The sequence below is a fragment of the Pseudomonas sp. ZT5P21 genome, from assembly GCF_054897785.1.
In genome coordinates this window covers 392,056-409,416 of the sequence record NZ_CM142705.1, presented here as the reverse complement: position 1 = coordinate 409,416, position 17,361 = coordinate 392,056, and the positions used below count along the sequence as shown (strand labels likewise).

The following is a 17,361-nucleotide window of genomic DNA, read 5'->3' as shown; positions in this document are numbered from 1 at the left end:
CCTCTTTCCGCCAATAGTCGGAACTGTACTACCGTTTCTATCGGGCGCAAGAACCCGGCCCTCCAGATAGACTGTCGACTTGGCCGGTTCCCCGGCATGGAGTGATCGAGTGACTATATTTCCGTCTTCATTGACCTCGCCGCAGAGCGGTTGCCAGGGCTGTCAGCAAAGCGAGCCGCTGGGCTTCGATTTTGCCTTTGCCTACCAACCGATCGTCGACTTGCGCGATCAGTCGATTTTCGCCCACGAAGCTCTGGTACGCGGCGTTGCCGGAGAAGGTGCACTGTCGGTGCTGGATCAGATTACAGAGGCGAATCGCTACCGCTTCGACCAGCTCTGCCGGACTCGTGCCATTGAAGGAGCGGCCCGTCTAAACATGCAGACACACTTGTCGATCAACTTCATGCCCAACGCGGTATACCGCCCGGAGCTGTGTATTCGCAGCACGCTGGAGGCGGCGAAAAAATACGACTTCCCCATCGACCGCCTGATTTTCGAAACCCTTGAAAGCGAGCACGTAGATAACTATCGCCATTTGACTAATATTCTGCGTGAATACCGCGAATTCGGCTTCAAGACCGCCATCGACGATTTCGGCGCGGGCTACTCGGGGCTCAATCTGCTGGCTGATTTCCAACCGGACCTGATCAAACTCGACATGGCGCTGATCCGCGATGTCGACCGCGATCGTGTTCGTCAGGCTATCGTTCGAGGGATTGTCACAATCTGTGCGGAGTTGAACGTTACAGTCATCGCCGAAGGCATTGAACGCGCCGGAGAACGGGATTTCCTGGCGGACTGTGGAATTTTTCTGATGCAGGGTTACTGGTTCGCCAAACCTGCATTCAAAGCGTTGCCTCAGGTATCGCCTGAAGCCTGGACGCGATAATCGCCGGTTTTTCCTATTGAAGACATTTGACCATTTGACCGTTATCGGTCTGCGTGAGTGGGTGGCGCTCCCTGATCTGGGGGTCGCGGGCCTGCGAGCAAAAATCGACACCGGCGCCAGTACCTCCAGCCTGCATGCCACCGACATCGAGCCGTTCGAACGCGAGGGCGAGAACTGGGTGCGCTTCACCGCGCATCTGGGCACGGTAGTGCAACTGCGTCACCGCCGCTGCGAAGCGCCGCTGGTGACGATGAAAACCATTAAAAGCTCCAACGGCCAGGCGCAGAAGCGCTACGTGGTCAGCACCACCCTGGCCCTCGGTGATCGAGTCTGGCGGGTCGAGTTCACCCTCGCCTGCCGCAAGTCCATGCGATATCGCCTGCTACTCGGCTCCAAAGCCCTGATCGACGGCCAGTTGGTGGTCAATCCGGGCATTAAATATGTACAAGACAAGCCGGTGTTCCCGGTATCTACCTCCTCCACAGGTGTTGCATGAAGATCGCTGTGCTGTCGCGGAACCCGCGTCTGTATTCCACTCGTCGTTTGGTCGAAGCCGGTACCGAGCGTGGCCATGAAATGGTGGTGATCGACACCCTGCGCGCCTACATGAACATTGCCAGCCACAAGCCGCAGATCCACTACCGCGGCAAGCCGCTGGAAGGTTTCGACGCGGTGATTCCGCGAATCGGCGCGTCGGTAACGTTTTATGGCTGCGCGGTGTTGCGCCAGTTCGAAATGATGGGGGTGTTTCCACTCAATGAATCGGTGGCCATTGCCCGATCGCGGGACAAACTGCGCTCGCTGCAATTGCTGTCACGCCGTGGCATCGGCTTGCCAGTCACCGGATTTGCGCATTCCCCGGATGACATTCCCGACCTGATCGACATGGTCAACGGTGCACCGCTGGTGATCAAGGTGCTGGAAGGCACCCAAGGCATCGGCGTGGTGCTGTGTGAAACCGCGACGGCGGCGGAATCGGTGATCGAGGCGTTCATGGGCCTCAAGCAGAACATCATGGTTCAGGAGTACATCAAGGAAGCGGGCGGTGCGGACATTCGTTGCTTCGTGGTCGGCGACAAAGTGATCGCGGCAATGAAGCGTCAGGCCAAGCCCGGGGAGTTTCGCTCCAACCTGCATCGCGGTGGCAGCGCCAGTCTGATCAAGATCACCCCCGAAGAACGCATGACCGCGTTGCGTGCGGCGAAGGTGATGGGCTTGGCGGTGGCGGGTGTGGATATCCTGCGCTCCAATCACGGGCCGTTGGTGATGGAGGTGAACTCTTCGCCGGGGCTGGAGGGGATTGAGACCACCACCGGGAAGAATGTGGCGGGGATCATCATTGAACATCTGGAGAAAAATGGTGGGCCGAATATGACTCGGACCAAAGGTAAGGGCTAACCCGGTCCCCTGTGGCAAAGGAGCCTCCCGCTCGGTTGCGTAGCAGCCGCAAATCCAGACAACCGTGTTTTAGCTACAAGAATACGGTTGGCTGGATTGGGAGTCCTTCGGCCTCCAGCGGGAGCAAGCTCCCTCGCCACAGGGGTGGTGTAAGACGTTTAGACCGCATCCCGCGGCAGCATCAAACCCAACGGTAACCGCACCCGCGCTTCCAGTCCGCCGCCGGACCGGTTACGCAATTCAACATTCCCGCCATGCATCGAAGCAATCCGCTTCACGATGGCCAAGCCCAAGCCTGTGCCCTTCCCTCCGCGAGCACGATCCCCCCGGGTAAACGGATTGAAGATCGCTTCCAGCTCGGACGGATCAATGCCCGCCCCACGGTCCATGACGCTCAGCACCACATACGGCGCGTTCACGTCCCCGGACACATACGCCGCCACTTCGACCCCACTGCCAGCATGATGCAGCGCGTTGCCGATCAGGTTGTTCAGCAGCCGTTTCATCGACACCCGACGCAACGGAAACGGCTGAATCGGCTCCAGTCGCAAGCGAACTTTCTCTTCATTCTGGTTATACGGCGCGGCGACTTCACGCACCAGGTCGGTCAAGTCCACCTCTTCCACCGATTCATCGCGGCCATCGCGAATGAACGCGAGGAACTGGTCGAGAATCGCGTCCATGTCTTCGATGTCACGCACCATGTCGTCCGTCAGGTCGCTGTGGTCGCCCATTAACTCCAAGGACAGCCGCAATCGCGTCAGTGGCGTACGCAAGTCATGGGACACCCCGGCCAGCATCAGCTCGCGCTCGCGGCCAGCCTGTTCGACGTCTTCAGCCATCTGGTTGAAGGCGCGATACACCTCGGTCATCTCACTTGGTGTGTCGCTGATCGGCAGACGCACGCTACGGCCCTGGCCAAGTTGCCTTGCCGCATAGACCAAACGTTTCAACGGTTGATTGAGCTGACTGACGAAGATCCACGCCGAGGCAGTGGACAGCAGGCCGATGGCAAGGAACCAGCCCAGCACGTTCCAGATTTTCTGGCCGCGCAAAGGATGCGGGTACAGCGGCACCTTCAGCCAGCCATCGCCCAGGCTGGGCGCCCGGACCCACAACGCCGGCGGCGAGTGCATGCGCAGTCGCACCTCGGTGTCGGCGCCCAGTTCTGCCTGCATCTGCCGCTGGTAGATCTCGCTGTAAGGCCAGTGTTGCTCGCCTTCCGGCACACCGGTACCCACGACCCGGATCAGGGTCGCGGCTTCGGCAATTTTGTCGCGGTTGTTTTCATCTGCCGCCCAATAGGCGCGCAGCGTCAGGGCGACGCCGTGGCTGTATTGGCGGTCCACCAACACGTCTTCGTTCATCAACAGATAAACCAGGGTCAGCGCCTTGGAGAACAGGACGACGATCAACACCAGCCACAAGGTGCGGGAGAAGAAACTCTGGGGGAACCACACGGGGGTTTTCATGGATAACCGCTACACACTTGCAGGAGCGAGCGATGCTCGCACATTGCGGATCGCGAGTCCGCGGACAACAACATCCGCACGACCCGCTCCTACAAATCGCCGATCACTTGGTGGCGGCGCCATCCGGAACGAACACGTAGCCCACGCCCCAGACGGTCTGGATGTAACGCGGCTTGGACGGATCGGGCTCGATCATCCGACGCAGACGGGAGATCTGCACGTCGATGGAACGCTCCAGGGCATCCCACTCGCGACCACGGGCCAGGTTCATCAGTTTGTCGCGAGTCAGTGGCTGACGCGCGTTCATGACCAGCGCCTTGAGCACCGCGAACTCACCGGTGGTGAGCATGTGCACTTCGTCACCGCGTTTCAGTTCGCGAGTCGCCAGCGACAGTTCGTAGTCACCGAAGGTCACGCTTTCGTCTTCGCTGCCCGGCGCGCCCGGCACCGGAGCGGACTGACGACGCAGGACGGCTTTGACGCGAGCCATCAGCTCATCCGGGTTGAACGGCTTGGCCAGGTAGTCGTCGGCGCCCAGTTCCAGGCCCTTGATACGGCTCAACTCGTCGCCCTTGGCGGTGAGCATGATGATCGGAATCTGATTGTTCGCGCCGCGCAGACGGCGGCAGGCGGTCAGGCCGTCTTCGCCGGGCAGCATCAGGTCGAGGACGACCAGGTTGAACACTTCACGTGCCAGCAGGCGGTCCATTTGTTCAGTGTTCGGTACGGCGCGGGCTCGGTAGCCCTTGCTGACGAAAAAGCGTTCCAGCAGGCTGCTGAGCCCCGGATCGTCGTCAACGATAAGAATTTTTTCGCCTTCAGCAATGTTTGCAGTGCTGCTCATTGGATGCTCCTTTGATCTCGGCGCGCATTATGGCGTAGCTGCCGTTATACGCACCGTGTGCATTGTTAGCAGATTTTTCCTTCACCGCCAGAAATCCGGGCATTGTGCCTACAGCCTGCGATGCCCCCGAATGACACAACGCTGGTTATAATGCGCGGCCTTTTGTGTCAGGCAACGTCTGATCTTTTCTGCGGTGGCCGCTTTTTATTTTCATGGCCGCAGCTGCAATTGTTCGATTTCACGGGTCAACGGGACGCCTGTTGATCCAGGTAGCGGCGCAGGCCAGGCCGCTCAACCAGACTCGCCGGGCCTTTATTCCCATGCCCGCGAGCCTGCTTTCACAATTTGTCAGGTGGTTTTATGGACAGCATCAACAGCCGCATCGCCGAGGAACTCGGCGTCCGCCCACAACAGGTCGAAGCGGCCGTCGCGCTACTCGATGAAGGCTCTACCGTTCCCTTCATCGCCCGCTACCGGAAAGAAGTGACCGGCAGCCTCGATGACATCCAGTTGCGTCATCTGGAAGAGCGTCTGCGCTACCTGCGAGAACTCGACGAACGGCGCATCAGCATCCTCGCCAGCATTCAGGAGCAAGGCAAGCTGACCCCTGCGCTTGAACGCGACATCAAGCTCGCCGACACCAAAACCCGCCTCGAAGACTTGTACCTGCCGTACAAGCAGAAGCGCCGCACCAAGGGCCAGATCGCCCTGGAAGCCGGCCTCGGCGAGTTGGCCGACGGCCTGTTCAACGACCCCACCCTGAACCCGGACACCGAAGCCGCTCGCTTCATCGACGCCGAAAAAGGTGTGGCCGATGTGAAGGCCGCCCTTGAAGGCGCCAAGTACATTCTGATGGAGCGCTTCGCCGAAGACGCCGGTCTGCTGGACAAGCTGCGCAACTACCTCAAGCAGGAAGCCACCCTCAGTGCCCGCGTGATCGCCGGCAAGGAAGAGGAAGGCGCCAAGTTCCGCGATTACTTCGAACACGATGAACCGCTGAAAAGCATGCCGTCGCATCGCGCGCTGGCGATTTTCCGTGGCCGCAACGAAGGTATCCTCAGCTCCGCGCTGAAAGTCGGCGACGAATTGCCGGGCACCATGCACCCGTGCGAAGGCATGATCGGTCAGCAGTTCGGCATTCAGAACCAGAACCGCGCCGCCGACAAATGGCTGGGCGAAGTGGTGCGCTGGACGTGGAAGGTCAAGCTTTACACCCACCTCGAAACCGACCTGTTGGGCGAGCTTCGCGATGGCGCGGAAACCGAAGCGATCAATGTGTTCGCGCACAACCTGCACGACTTGCTGCTGTCGGCACCGGCCGGCCCGCGCGCCACGTTGGGCCTTGACCCGGGCCTGCGCACCGGTTGCAAGGTTGCCGTGGTCGATGCCACCGGCAAGCTGCTGGATCACGCCACGGTTTACCCGCACGTACCGCACAACAAGTGGGACCAGACCCTGGCGATTCTCGCCGCCCTGTGCGCCAAGCATTCGGTGGACCTGATCGCCATCGGCAACGGCACCGCCAGCCGCGAAACCGACAAGCTCGCTGCTGAGCTGATCAAAAAATACCCAGCCATGAAGATGACCAAAGTCATGGTCTCCGAGGCCGGTGCATCGGTTTACTCGGCGTCGGAACTGGCCTCCAAGGAATTCCCGGACCTGGACGTGTCGATCCGTGGCGCGGTGTCGATTGCCCGTCGCTTGCAGGATCCGTTGGCCGAGCTGGTGAAGATCGATCCGAAATCCATTGGCGTCGGCCAGTACCAGCACGACGTGTCGCAACTGAAACTGGCGCGCGGCCTGGACGCGGTGGTCGAGGACTGCGTAAACGCCGTCGGCGTGGACGTGAACACTGCTTCGGTGGCGCTGCTGGCGCGTATCTCCGGCCTCAATGCGACCCTGGCGCAGAACATCGTCAGCCATCGTGACGAGCACGGCGCGTTCAAAACCCGCGCGGCGTTGAAGAAAGTCGCGCGTCTGGGCGAAAAAACCTTCGAACAAGCTGCCGGTTTCCTGCGCGTGATGAACGGCGACAACCCGCTGGACTCGTCCGCGGTTCACCCGGAAGCCTATCCACTGGTGCAGCGCATTGCCGCTGAAACGGACCGCGACATCCGATCGCTGATCGGCGACGCCGCGTTCCTCAAGCGTCTGGATCCGAAGAAGTACACCGACGAAACCTTCGGTCTGCCGACGGTCACCGACATCCTGCAAGAGCTGGAAAAACCGGGCCGCGACCCGCGTCCGGAGTTCAAGACTGCCGAGTTCCAGGAAGGCGTCGAAGACCTCAAGGATCTGCAACTGGGGATGATCCTCGAAGGCGTGGTGACCAACGTCACCAACTTTGGCGCGTTCGTGGATATCGGCGTGCATCAGGACGGTTTGGTACACATTTCCGCGCTTTCGGAGAAATTCATTAAAGATCCGCGTGAAGCGGTGAAGGCCGGTGATGTCGTAAAAGTGAAGGTCATGGAAGTCGATATCCCGCGCAAACGCGTCGGTCTGTCGATGCGCATGAGCGACACGCCGGGCGAGAAAATCGACGGTGCCCGTGGCGCGCGTCCGGGGTCGGCGCCGCGCCAGTCCCAGAACACCGCACCGCGCAAGGAAACCACGGCGGCGGCCCCGGCCAACAACGCCATGGCTTCGCTGTTCGCCAACGCCAAGCAACTGAAAAAACGCTGATGGACATCCCGGCCGGGCTGACCGAAAGCGCGTTTTTCAAGCTGCTGGGCTGCCGGTTGCACAGCCTGGAAACCGGGGTGGCGCAAGTCGCCCTGGCGCTGGAACCACAACTGCGCAATCGCGGCGGCAAGTTGCACGGCGGGGCGTTGTTCAGTCTGGTGGACATTGCCATGGGGCTGGCTTGTTCCAGCACCCACGGCTTTGACCAACAGAGCGCGACCATCGAGTGCAAGATCAATTACATCCGCGCCGTCGCCGACGGTGAAGTGATGTGCACGGCGCGGGTCATTCACCCGGGCCGCCGCACGTTAGTGGTCGAAGCCGACGTGATGCAGGGCGACAAACTCGTCGCAAAAGCACAAGGCACGTTCGCTGTCCTGTAGCTAGCAGTCATCAATTTGAGTTAATTTCGGCAATACGAAACCTGTGGGAGCGAGCTTGCTCGCGATGGCGGTGTATCAATCGAGGTCAATGTTGACTGACACTCCCTCATCGCGAGCAAGCTCGCTCCCACAGGGGATTGCGGCGTTCAAACCTTGGCCGGCTGACAACAGTCCCAAGGGTTCCCAAACCAGGCGAAAACGCCAGTTTCAACTTCACCCTTGTAGACCGTCCTGCCCACCCCCATATTGGGGCGACTGACGCGTGAAGGAATCCAACTTGAGCGAACTTCTCAACCGCCGCCTGGCTCTGCTCGGCGAGCGCGCTAACCTCTCTCTGCTCGAACAGTGTCTTCACGGCATCGAACGTGAATGCCTGCGCGTGACCGGCGAAGGTCGCCTGGCGCAAACGCCGCACCCGGAAGCATTGGGTTCCGCGCTGACCAACGAACAAATCACCACCGACTATTCCGAGTCGCTGTTGGAGTTCATCACGCCCGCCCTGCCCGACCCGGCTGACACCTTGGCGAGCCTGGACAAGATTCACCGTTTTGCCTACAGCAAGCTCGGCAACGAGTACCTGTGGAGTCCGTCGATGCCGTGCCCGTTGCCGGCCGAGGAAGATATTCCGATCGCCTATTACGGCACATCCAATATCGGCAAGCTCAAGTATGTCTACCGCAAAGGCCTGGCCCTGCGCTACGGCAAGACCATGCAGTGCATCGCCGGGATTCACTACAACTTTTCCCTGCCGGAAAAACTCTGGCCGCTGCTCAAGGAAGCGGAAGGTTTTGTCGGCACCGACCGCGACTATCAGTCGTCGGCCTACATTGCACTGATCCGTAACTTCCGTCGCTACAGCTGGCTGCTGATGTACCTGTTCGGTGCCTCGCCGGCATTGGACGCCGGTTTCCTGCGCGGCCGTTCGCACCAGTTGGAACAACTGGATCCGGACACGCTTTACCTGCCGTACGCCACCAGTCTGCGCATGAGCGATCTGGGTTACCAGAGCAACGCCCAGGCCGGTCTGACGCCGTGCTACAACGATCTGGCGAGCTACACCGACAGCCTGCGTAAAGCGGTCGCCACGCCTTACGCGCCGTATGTCGAAATTGGCACGCATCAGGACGGTGAGTGGGTTCAGCTCAACACCAACATCCTGCAGATCGAAAACGAGTATTACTCCAACATCCGTCCGAAGCGCGTGACCTACACCGGCGAACGGCCGATCCAGGCGCTGGTGGCCCGTGGCATTCAGTACGTCGAAGTGCGTTGCCTGGACATCAACCCGTTCCTGCCGATGGGCATCGACCTGACCGAGTCGCGTTTCCTCGATGCGTTCCTGCTGTATTGCGCGCTGAACGACAGCCCGCTGCTGACCGGCATGTCTTGCGGCAACGCGACCTCGAACTTCCTCAGCGTGGTCAAGGAAGGCCGCCGTCCGGGTCTGCAGCTGCAACGCGACGGTCATCCGGTTGACCTGAAAGACTGGGCCGGCGAGTTGCTGGAGAAGATTGCACCATTGGCCGCGATGCTGGATCAAAGTCATGGCGGCGATGCCCACAGCAAAGCGTTGGATGCGCAACTGGCCAAGGTCAAGGATTCGTCCCTGACGCCCTCGGCACAGGTACTGGCGGCAATGGCCGAGCGCAAGGAAAGCTTCAGCCAGTTCTCCCTGCGTCAGAGCCAAACCCATGCGGAATTTTTCCGTAGCGAGCCGTTGAGTGGCGAAGACCAGGCGACGTTTGAAGCACGGGCGCGTTCATCGCTGACTGAGCAAGTGGAGCTGGAGCAGAACGAAGTCGGCGACTTCGATGTTTTTGTCGGGTCGTACCAGGCGAGCATTCTGGCGATTAGCAACTAACTGCAATCCCTGTGATGACAGGGTTTTTCTGTGGCGAGGGGATTTATCCCCGTTGGGCTGCGAAGCAGCCCCCAAAACCGTCAACACGGTATATCAGTTATACCAAATGGACTGGTTTGCGACTGCTTCGCAGCCGAACGGGGATAAATCCCCTCGCCACAAAAGCGATCTGCAACTAGCCTCCCTTAGAATTTTCCGCTCATAAGCTCATTCTAAAAAGTTATTTATTTTTGGATTCTTATATCATTTAGTCTCCTTTTCACGCCGACTCTCGGTCGCCTGACAAGGAGCTTCCCGATGAAACTGACTTCCCCTCTTCGCTTGCTGGTAGCTGCTTCTTTGGCTGCGGCAAGTGTGTTTGCCCAGGCGGCTGACGTCACCGTCGCCTACCAGACCACCGTGGACCCGGCAAAAGTCGCCCAGGCCGACGGCGCCTACGAAAAAGCCACCAACGCCAAAATCAATTGGCGCAAATTCGACAACGGTGCCGACATCATCGCCGCCATCGCTTCCGGTGACGTGCAGATCGGCTACCTGGGTTCAAGCCCTCTCACGGCTGCAATCACTCGTAAAGTCCCGGTTGAAACCTTCCTCATCGCCACCCAGATCGGCGCCGCTGAAGCCCTGGTCGCCCGCGACGGCTCCGGCATCAAGACCCCGCAAGACCTGATCGGCAAGAAAATCGCCGTGCCATTCGTTTCCACCGGTCACTACAGCCTGCTCGCCGCGCTGAAGCACTGGAACATCGACCCGTCGAAAGTCACGGTCCTCAACCTCGCGCCGCCGGCAATCATTGCTGCGTGGAAACGCGGTGACATCGATGCCACTTACGTCTGGGACCCGGCGCTCGGTGTGGCCAAGGAAAACGGCAAAGTGCTGATCACCTCCGGCGAACTGGCCAAGTTCGGCGCGCCGACCTTTGATGCGTGGATCGTGCGCAAAGACTTCGCCGAGAAGCACCCGGAAATCGTCACCGCGTTCGCCAAAGTCACCCTCGACGCCTACGCCGATTACCGCAAGGATCCGAAAGCCTGGCTCGCCAATCAAACCAACGTCGACAAGCTTGTAAAACTGTCAGGCGCCAAGGCCAGCGACATTCCGTTGCTGCTGCAAGGCAACGTCTTCCCACTGGCGGCGGATCAGGTGATCACCCTCGGCGCGCCGACCACCAAAGCCATCACCGACACCGCCGTATTCCTCAAGGAACAAGGCAAGGTCGAAGCCGTGCTACCGGACTACGCGCCGTACGTCAGCGCCAAGTTCATCACCCATTGATCCGGAGTTAACTGCGATGGCTTTGCTACAGCTGGAGCGCATCGGCGCACAGTACCCTGGCAGCCCGGAACCGGTGCTGGCGGATATTTCCCTGAGTCTTGGGCCCCAGCAGTTGCTGGTGGCCCTCGGCCCGTCCGGCAGTGGCAAGACTTCGCTGTTGAACCTGATTGCCGGTTTCGTCGAACCCAGCGCCGGGCGCATCACCCTCGATGGCGTGCCGGTCAAAGGCCCGAGCGCCGAACGCGGCGTGGTGTTCCAGGACGATGCCTTGCTGCCTTGGCAAGACGTGCTGGCCAACGTTGGTTTCGGTCTGGAACTGGCGGGTGTTTCACGCGACAAACGCGAAATCCGCGCCCGGGAAATGCTCGCGTTGGTGGACCTGTCCGGTTTCGAATACCGGCGCATCTGGCAGCTTTCGGGCGGCCAGAAACAGCGCGTTGGCCTGGCCCGCGCACTCGCCGCAGATCCGCGCGTGTTGCTGATGGACGAACCTTTCGGCGCCCTCGATGCCTTCACCCGCGAACAGATGCAGGAGCTGCTGTTGCAAGTGTGGCAGCGCACCGCCAAACCCGTATTCCTGATTACCCACGATATTGAAGAAGCGGTTTTTCTCGCCACAGACTTGATTCTGCTTGCGCCGAATCCGGGGCAAATCGTCGAGCGTCTGAGCCTGGATTTTGGTCAGCGTTACGCCGCCGGTGAATCCGCACGAGCGATCAAGTCCGACCCGCGCTTTATCGAAACCCGCGAACATGTACTCGCTAAAGTGTTCTCTCAACGCAGCGCCGCCACGCGGCAGGAGCGCGCATGAGCAGCTATGAAATCCCGGCCGTGACGGTTAAACAGGTTTCGACGGTCATTCCTGTTCGTCGAAGTTTGAGCACGCGCTGGATCAGCATGCTGACCCTGGTTGCGCTGACTGCCCTTTGGTGGGCTGTCACCGCCACAGGGATGATCGAGCCGCTGTTCCTGCCGCCGCCGTCCGCCGTGCTGCAAAAAAGTTGGCTGCTGGCGACCACGGGCTACATGGATTCGACGTTGTGGCAGCACTTGGGCGCGAGTCTGGGACGGATCGGCTTGGGTCTCGGTTTCGCGGTGTTGACCGCCGTGCCGGTCGGCATCGCGATCGGTGCCAACCGCGTTGCTCGCGGCGTTCTCGATCCGCTGATCGAGTTCTACCGCCCGATTCCACCGCTGGCCTATTTGCCGCTGATCGTGATCTGGTGCGGCATTGGCGAGTTGTCGAAAGTCTTGCTGATCTACCTGGCGATTTTCGCCCCGATTGCCATTGCCACCGCCACCGGTGTGCGTACCGTCGACCCGGCGAAATTGCGCGCTGCGCAGTCCTTGGGTGCGACCCGGGCGCAACTGATTCGCCATGTGATTTTGCCGAGTGCCTTACCGGACATTTTGACTGGCGTGCGCATCGGTTTGGGTGTCGGCTGGTCGACGCTGGTCGCCGCCGAACTGATCGCCGCCACCAGCGGCTTGGGCTTCATGGTGCAGTCGGCCGCACAGTTCCTGGTCACCGATGTGGTGGTGCTGGGGATTCTGGTGATTGCGCTGATCGCCTTCGCTATGGAAATGGGCCTGCGCGCCCTGCAACGCAAACTGGTGCCATGGCACGGCCAGGCTCACTGAACATTTTCCAATGTGGGAGCGGGCTTGCTCGCGAATGCGGAGTGTCAGGCAACATTGCTGTCACTGATACACCGCATTCGCGAGCAAGCCCGCTCCCACAAAAAGCACAGCACCCCGAATTCAGTAAGAGAATGACCATGAGCAACCTGACCATCGTCCCCCTTAGCTCGGCCCTCGGCGCCAAAATCAGCGGCATCGACATCAGTCAGCCGCTGAACCTGGAACAGCGCGATGCCATCGAGCAGGCACTGCTCAAGCATCAGGTGTTGTTCTTCCGCGACCAGCCGATCACGCCGCAGCAACAGGCGCGTTTCGCCGCTCATTTCGGCGACCTGCACATTCACCCGATCTACCCGAACGTGCCGGAACAGCCTGAGGTGCTGATCCTCGACACCGCGATCACCGATGTGCGCGACAACGCTATCTGGCACACCGACGTTACGTTCCTGCCGACCCCGGCGATGGGCGCGGTGCTCAGCGCAAAATTGCTGCCGGAGTTTGGTGGCGACACGTTATGGGCCAGTGGCATCGCGGCCTATGAAGCGTTGTCCGCGCCGATGAAAACCTTGCTGGAAGGGCTGACGGCCACGCACGATTTCACCCGTTCGTTTCCGCTGGAACGCTATGGCAACACGCCGCAAGCGTTGGCTCAGTGGGAGGAAGCACGACGCAAGAATCCGCCACTGTCGCACCCGGTGATTCGCACACACCCGGTGAGCGGGCGCCGGTCGCTGTTCGTCAATGAAGGGTTTACGTCGAAGATCAATGAGCTGTCGGAGACCGAGAGCGAGGCGATCCTGAAATTACTGTTCGCCCATGCCACGCGGCCGGAATTCACTATCCGCTGGCGCTGGCAGCAGGATGACATCGCGTTCTGGGATAACCGCGTGACCCAGCATTACGCGGTGGATGATTACCGGCCGGCGCGGCGGGTGATGCAGCGGGCGACGGTGTTGGGAGATGTGCCTTTCTTCCGCTGAGTTCCTGACTACTTTGTTGCCTGTAATGGCCCCTTCGCGAGCAGGCTCGCTCCCACAGTGGATCTGCGTCAAACACAAATCCTGTGGGAGCGAGCCTGCTCGCGAAAGCGATCTGACAGGCGCCAGAGGTTCCGGCGCCTGATACTTACTCAGCCGTCGAAGGCTTCTCCCAAAGATTGATTCCACCCTCCTGGGCAAACCGGTCAATCTCCGCCAATTCCTCCGCACTGAAGCTCAAATTCTTCAACGCCCCGACGTTTTCGGTAATCTGCTCCGGCCGGCTCGCACCGATCAGTGCCGAGGTCACGCGCGGATCACGCAGTGTCCAGGCCAACGCCAATTGCGCCAGGCTCTGACCGCGGCGTCTGGCAATCTCATTGAGCCCGCGCACATGGGCGATGTTGGCTTCGGACAAGTGCGAGGATTGCAATGAACCACCGCCCGGGCGATTGACCCGGGCATCCTTCGGAATGCCGTTGAGGTATTTGTCGGTCAACAGGCCCTGCGCCAACGGCGTGAACGCAATCACACCGGTGCCCAGTTCGTCGGTGACATCCAGCAGGTCCTTTTCCACCCAACGATTTAGCAGGTTGTACGCCGGCTGGTGAATCAGCAACGGCACTTTCCACTCTTTCAGCAGCGCCGCCATCTCACGGGTTTTCACCCCGGAATAGGACGAGATGCCGATGTACAGCGCCTTGCCCTGCTGCACCGCCGTAGCCAATGCACTGGCGGTTTCCTCCAGCGGAGTCTCCGGATCGAAACGGTGCGAATAGAAAATATCCACATAATCCAGGCCCAGCCGCTGCAGGCTCTGATCAAGACTGGCCAGCACGTATTTTCGCGAACCACCGCCCTGCCCGTAAGGACCGGGCCACATGTCCCAACCGGCCTTGCTCGAAATGATCAACTCATCGCGATACTGCTTGAAGTCTTCACGCAGCAACCGCCCGAAGTTGATCTCGGCGCTGCCGTACGGCGGGCCGTAGTTGTTGGCCAGGTCAAAATGGTTGATCCCCAGATCGAACGCCGTGCGCAGCAACGAACGCTGGGTATCGATCGGCGTACTGTCGCCGAAGTTGTGCCACAGGCCCAGAGATAACGCCGGCAACACCAGACCGCTGCGACCGACGCGGCGGTAAGGGATAGAGTCGTAGCGGTTTTCGGCAGCGGTGTAGGTCATCGAATCCTCTCTTGTCTGTCTTGAAGTTGGTATCGACTGCTTCGCAAGTTGCCCAGCATACGCCCAGACAAACGCCGATAAACCCCGGACTCGAGGAAATGCTGAAACGTTTCATAAAAGATCGCCCCCACGTTCCGCGTGCGTTCCGATACACGTTTCTGGTTGCGCCGGTTTCGGCGTGGGTCAACGTGCAGATCCTGCGGGTCAATGGTGAGTTGGGTTTAACTATGCTCGATATAAGAGGATGAATCAGCGAGGCCGCGAAAGTGGTCTCAAGGGCAGCACACATCTGAATGGAAGTAACACACCATGCACACCACAATCATCATCACCTTCGGCCTGGTCCTTCTGGCGCTGATGCTGTTCATCGGTGAGAACATCGGCTTCAGCCGCCAGACGTTGACCTACAGCTTCATCGTCCTGTGGCTGGCCCTGACGATGATCAACGGCGCCATCGGCGTGGTCACTGCCGGCCAGTCCGTGACGACGGAACTGATGGTCGGCAGCATCGTGTTTGGTGTGCCGGTGGCGGCGTTGGTGTTGTTCATGGTGTTGAGCAGCGAGACCTAGAATCAACGCACCAGATGCAAAAACTGCATGTGCCGCTCGTACTGATCGAGGATGTCGTTGATGACCTGCTCCTTGGTGTAACCCACCAGATCGTAGTCCTGACTGCCCTCGCTCAAATGCACTTCAGCCCGATAATAACGACGATTGTTGAGCTCCTTGGAGCCCATGCCGCCACGGGCGAACGAAGGCGTGAAGTAGCCACGCATCTGCACCTGATAGATGAACGGATGCTGCTCGCCGAGACCGATTTCCAGGCTGACACTGTCGTTGGCCGGATCCGGCTGGGTGACCACGCTCAAGCCCTTCTCGACGAACACCGCGGTCACTTCTTCAATCGCCGGACGTACCGTCGTATCGAGGAAGCGATAGACCTCATCTCGCGACGGGAAATGGACCGCCTGGCTTAGGCGCTGACGCCATCCGCCACGCCGGGAACCGGACACAGGCGCCAGGGAATGCAGCTGCGCGATCTGCTTCTGCGATTCCAGATAAAACGCCTTGTGCAGCCCCCACATCATCAACAACAAAATCATCGAGAATGGCAAGGAGGTCAGCACCACCGCCGACTTCAGCGCATCGATGCTGCCGGAGAACAGCAGCGCACTGGTGATCAGCGCGGTCATCGCGCCCCAGAACACCCGCAGCCATTTCGGCCCGTCTTCATCCGGGTTGCCGCCCTTGGCGGACAGCGTCGATAGCACCACGGTGCCGGAATCGGCGGAGGTGACGAAGAACACGAAGCTGATGAACACCGTGACCGCAATCACGGTTTTGCTCCACGGGTAGGTTTCCAGCAGCAGGTAAAGGGTCATCGATGGGTTGTCGATGGCCGACATACCGAGCGCACTCATGCCGTGGTTGAGCACCTGGTCGATGGCGCTGTTGCCGAAGATCGACATCCACGCCAAGGTGAAACCGAGCGGAATCAACAGCACGCCGAAGACGAATTCGCGGATGGTCCGGCCACGGGAAATCCGCGCGATGAACAGGCCCACAAATGGCGACCACGCGATCCACCAGGCCCAGTAGAACACCGTCCAGCCACCCAGCCAGTCGCTGGGTTTGTCGTAGGCGTAAAGGTCGAAACTCTTCATCGGCAACGCGCCGAGGTAGTCGCCGATGTTCTGGATCAAGGTGTTGAGCAGGTGCTGTGTGGGGCCGGCGAACAACACGAACAGCAACAGCGCACAGGCCAGCAGCATGTTGATGTCGGACATGACCCGCACACCTTTATCGACGCCGGACACCGCGACGATGATCGCTGCGCCCATCATCAGCGTGATCAGGCCTACTTGAATCCACTGGGTGTGAGCGATGCCGAACAAATAATCCAGACCCGCGTTGAGGTGCAGAACGCCAAAGCCCATGTCGGCACCCAAACCGAACACCGTGGCAATGATGCCGAAACCGTCCACCGCGTAACCGATCGGACCATTGATGCGTTTGCCAATCAGCGGATACAGCGCCGAGCGCAAGGCCAGCGGCAGGTTGTGGCGGTAGGCAAAGTAGGCCAGCGCCATACCAACGAAGGCAAACACGCCCCAGCCATGCAGGCCCCAGTGCAAAAACAGAATCTGCATCGCCTGGCGTGCCGCGTCCGCCGTGCCGGCCTCGCCCTGAGGGGGTTGCGCCAAGTGGGTCAGCGGTTCGGAGACGCAAAAGAAAAACAGCGTGATGCTGATCCCGGCGGCGAACAGCATGCCGGCCCAGGACAGATAACTGAATTCGGGCTCGTCGTGGTCGGCACCGAGCTTGATCTTGCCGTAGCCGGACAAGGCGGTGACCACCACGAAGACCAGATACAGGGTCATCGCGAGCATGTAATACCAGCCGACCGTATTGGCCGCCCAGTTTTGCGCTTCCAGCAGCCAGGCACCAGCCTGTTCAGGCATGGCAATGACGACGATGCCGAAGAGCAGAATAAAGGTCGCCGCGAAGTAAAAAACCGGCGGATTCATGCGGACCTGACCGCTGGCGGGGGTGGACGGTGCACTCATGAAAGGTGCGCCTCAAAGGGGTGAAACCGGGCAATCAGTAACGGACTCGGCAAAGGCAAGCCTCCTGTTATGAGCGGGCAGCAAACCGGCGGTTTAACTTGAATGAGCGTTCAAGTTAAACATGAATAGGGTGCTAAGGACTAATCGCAGGGCTCAGCGGCATCTTTCCCACGCTAGCTCAAG

The 17,361-nt window shown here is 59.9% G+C and carries 15 protein-coding genes; 11 read left to right on the top strand and 4 right to left on the bottom strand.

What is annotated here, in order from left to right; translation table 11 throughout:
- Positions 1 to 109 precede the first annotated feature (109 nt).
- The 3 genes from rimA to rimK are packed head-to-tail and all read left to right on the top strand — an operon-like array spanning position 110 to position 2,287.
- Complete coding sequence (gene rimA / locus ACYZT9_RS01930; RefSeq protein WP_462008317.1) at positions 110 to 889, top strand: S6 modification regulatory phosphodiesterase RimA; 780 nt, start codon at positions 110 to 112, stop codon at positions 887 to 889.
- A gap of 16 nt (positions 890 to 905) precedes the next feature.
- Entirely contained in the window at positions 906 to 1,385 is a 480-nt protein-coding gene (gene rimB / locus ACYZT9_RS01925) for a retropepsin-like aspartic endopeptidase RimB (protein WP_462008316.1), read from the top strand.
- Complete coding sequence (rimK, locus tag ACYZT9_RS01920) at positions 1,382 to 2,287, top strand: 30S ribosomal protein S6--L-glutamate ligase (RefSeq protein ID WP_007949201.1); 906 nt, start codon at positions 1,382 to 1,384, stop codon at positions 2,285 to 2,287. Before rimB ends, rimK begins: the two co-directional genes overlap by 4 nt.
- Positions 2,288 to 2,445: 158 nt before the next feature.
- Here rimK and ACYZT9_RS01915 read toward each other — a convergent pair whose 3' ends face one another.
- Positions 2,446 to 3,759, bottom strand: coding sequence for an ATP-binding protein (locus tag ACYZT9_RS01915; protein ID WP_462008315.1), 1,314 nt, complete (start codon positions 3,757 to 3,759; stop codon positions 2,446 to 2,448).
- A gap of 103 nt (positions 3,760 to 3,862) precedes the next feature.
- Positions 3,863 to 4,603: an osmolarity response regulator transcription factor OmpR gene (ompR, locus tag ACYZT9_RS01910; RefSeq protein WP_008032260.1), complete on the bottom strand. Its 741-nt coding sequence runs from the start codon at positions 4,601 to 4,603 to the stop codon at positions 3,863 to 3,865.
- A gap of 360 nt (positions 4,604 to 4,963) precedes the next feature.
- Between ompR and ACYZT9_RS01905 the strand changes: the two genes are divergently transcribed.
- The 7 genes from ACYZT9_RS01905 (at position 4,964) to tauD (ending at position 13,428) form a co-directional block, all read left to right on the top strand.
- Positions 4,964 to 7,288, top strand: coding sequence for a Tex family protein (locus ACYZT9_RS01905; protein WP_462008314.1), 2,325 nt, complete (start codon positions 4,964 to 4,966; stop codon positions 7,286 to 7,288).
- Positions 7,288 to 7,671, top strand: a complete 384-nt coding sequence (locus ACYZT9_RS01900; RefSeq protein WP_052193636.1) for a PaaI family thioesterase — start codon at positions 7,288 to 7,290, stop codon at positions 7,669 to 7,671. The genes ACYZT9_RS01905 and ACYZT9_RS01900 overlap by 1 nt, the downstream gene beginning before the upstream one ends.
- A 277-nt stretch (positions 7,672 to 7,948) precedes the next feature.
- Positions 7,949 to 9,532, top strand: coding sequence for a glutamate--cysteine ligase (gene gshA, locus ACYZT9_RS01895; protein ID WP_462008313.1), 1,584 nt, complete (start codon positions 7,949 to 7,951; stop codon positions 9,530 to 9,532).
- Between the two features lie 297 nt (positions 9,533 to 9,829).
- Positions 9,830 to 10,807 (top strand): taurine ABC transporter substrate-binding protein, encoded by a 978-nt coding sequence (gene tauA / locus ACYZT9_RS01890; protein WP_462008312.1) that lies wholly within the window; start codon positions 9,830 to 9,832, stop codon positions 10,805 to 10,807.
- A gap of 16 nt (positions 10,808 to 10,823) precedes the next feature.
- Entirely contained in the window at positions 10,824 to 11,618 is a 795-nt protein-coding gene (gene tauB / locus ACYZT9_RS01885; RefSeq protein ID WP_462008311.1) for a taurine ABC transporter ATP-binding subunit, read from the top strand.
- A complete protein-coding gene (tauC, locus tag ACYZT9_RS01880; RefSeq protein ID WP_462008310.1) occupies positions 11,615 to 12,448 on the top strand; it encodes a taurine ABC transporter permease TauC in 834 nt (277 codons plus the stop codon). The genes tauB and tauC overlap by 4 nt, the downstream gene beginning before the upstream one ends.
- 137 nt (positions 12,449 to 12,585) lie before the next feature.
- The gene (tauD, locus tag ACYZT9_RS01875; RefSeq protein ID WP_462008309.1) at positions 12,586 to 13,428 is read left to right on the top strand and encodes a taurine dioxygenase; all 843 of its coding nucleotides are present in this window, start codon (positions 12,586 to 12,588) and stop codon (positions 13,426 to 13,428) included.
- 145 nt (positions 13,429 to 13,573) lie between these two features.
- On the opposite strand, the gene mgrA is transcribed toward tauD, so the two are convergent.
- Entirely contained in the window at positions 13,574 to 14,611 is a 1,038-nt protein-coding gene (gene mgrA, locus ACYZT9_RS01870; RefSeq protein WP_462008308.1) for an L-glyceraldehyde 3-phosphate reductase, read from the bottom strand.
- A gap of 309 nt (positions 14,612 to 14,920) precedes the next feature.
- On the opposite strand from mgrA, the gene ACYZT9_RS01865 reads away from it, so the two are divergent.
- Positions 14,921 to 15,181: a hypothetical protein gene (locus tag ACYZT9_RS01865; RefSeq protein WP_462008307.1), complete on the top strand. Its 261-nt coding sequence runs from the start codon at positions 14,921 to 14,923 to the stop codon at positions 15,179 to 15,181.
- Between the two features lie 2 nt (positions 15,182 to 15,183).
- Here ACYZT9_RS01865 and betT read toward each other — a convergent pair whose 3' ends face one another.
- On the bottom strand, positions 15,184 to 17,139 hold the full coding sequence (gene betT / locus ACYZT9_RS01860; RefSeq protein WP_462010139.1) for a choline transporter BetT: 1,956 nt from the start codon (positions 17,137 to 17,139) through the stop codon (positions 15,184 to 15,186).
- Positions 17,140 to 17,361: the final 222 nt, after the last annotated feature.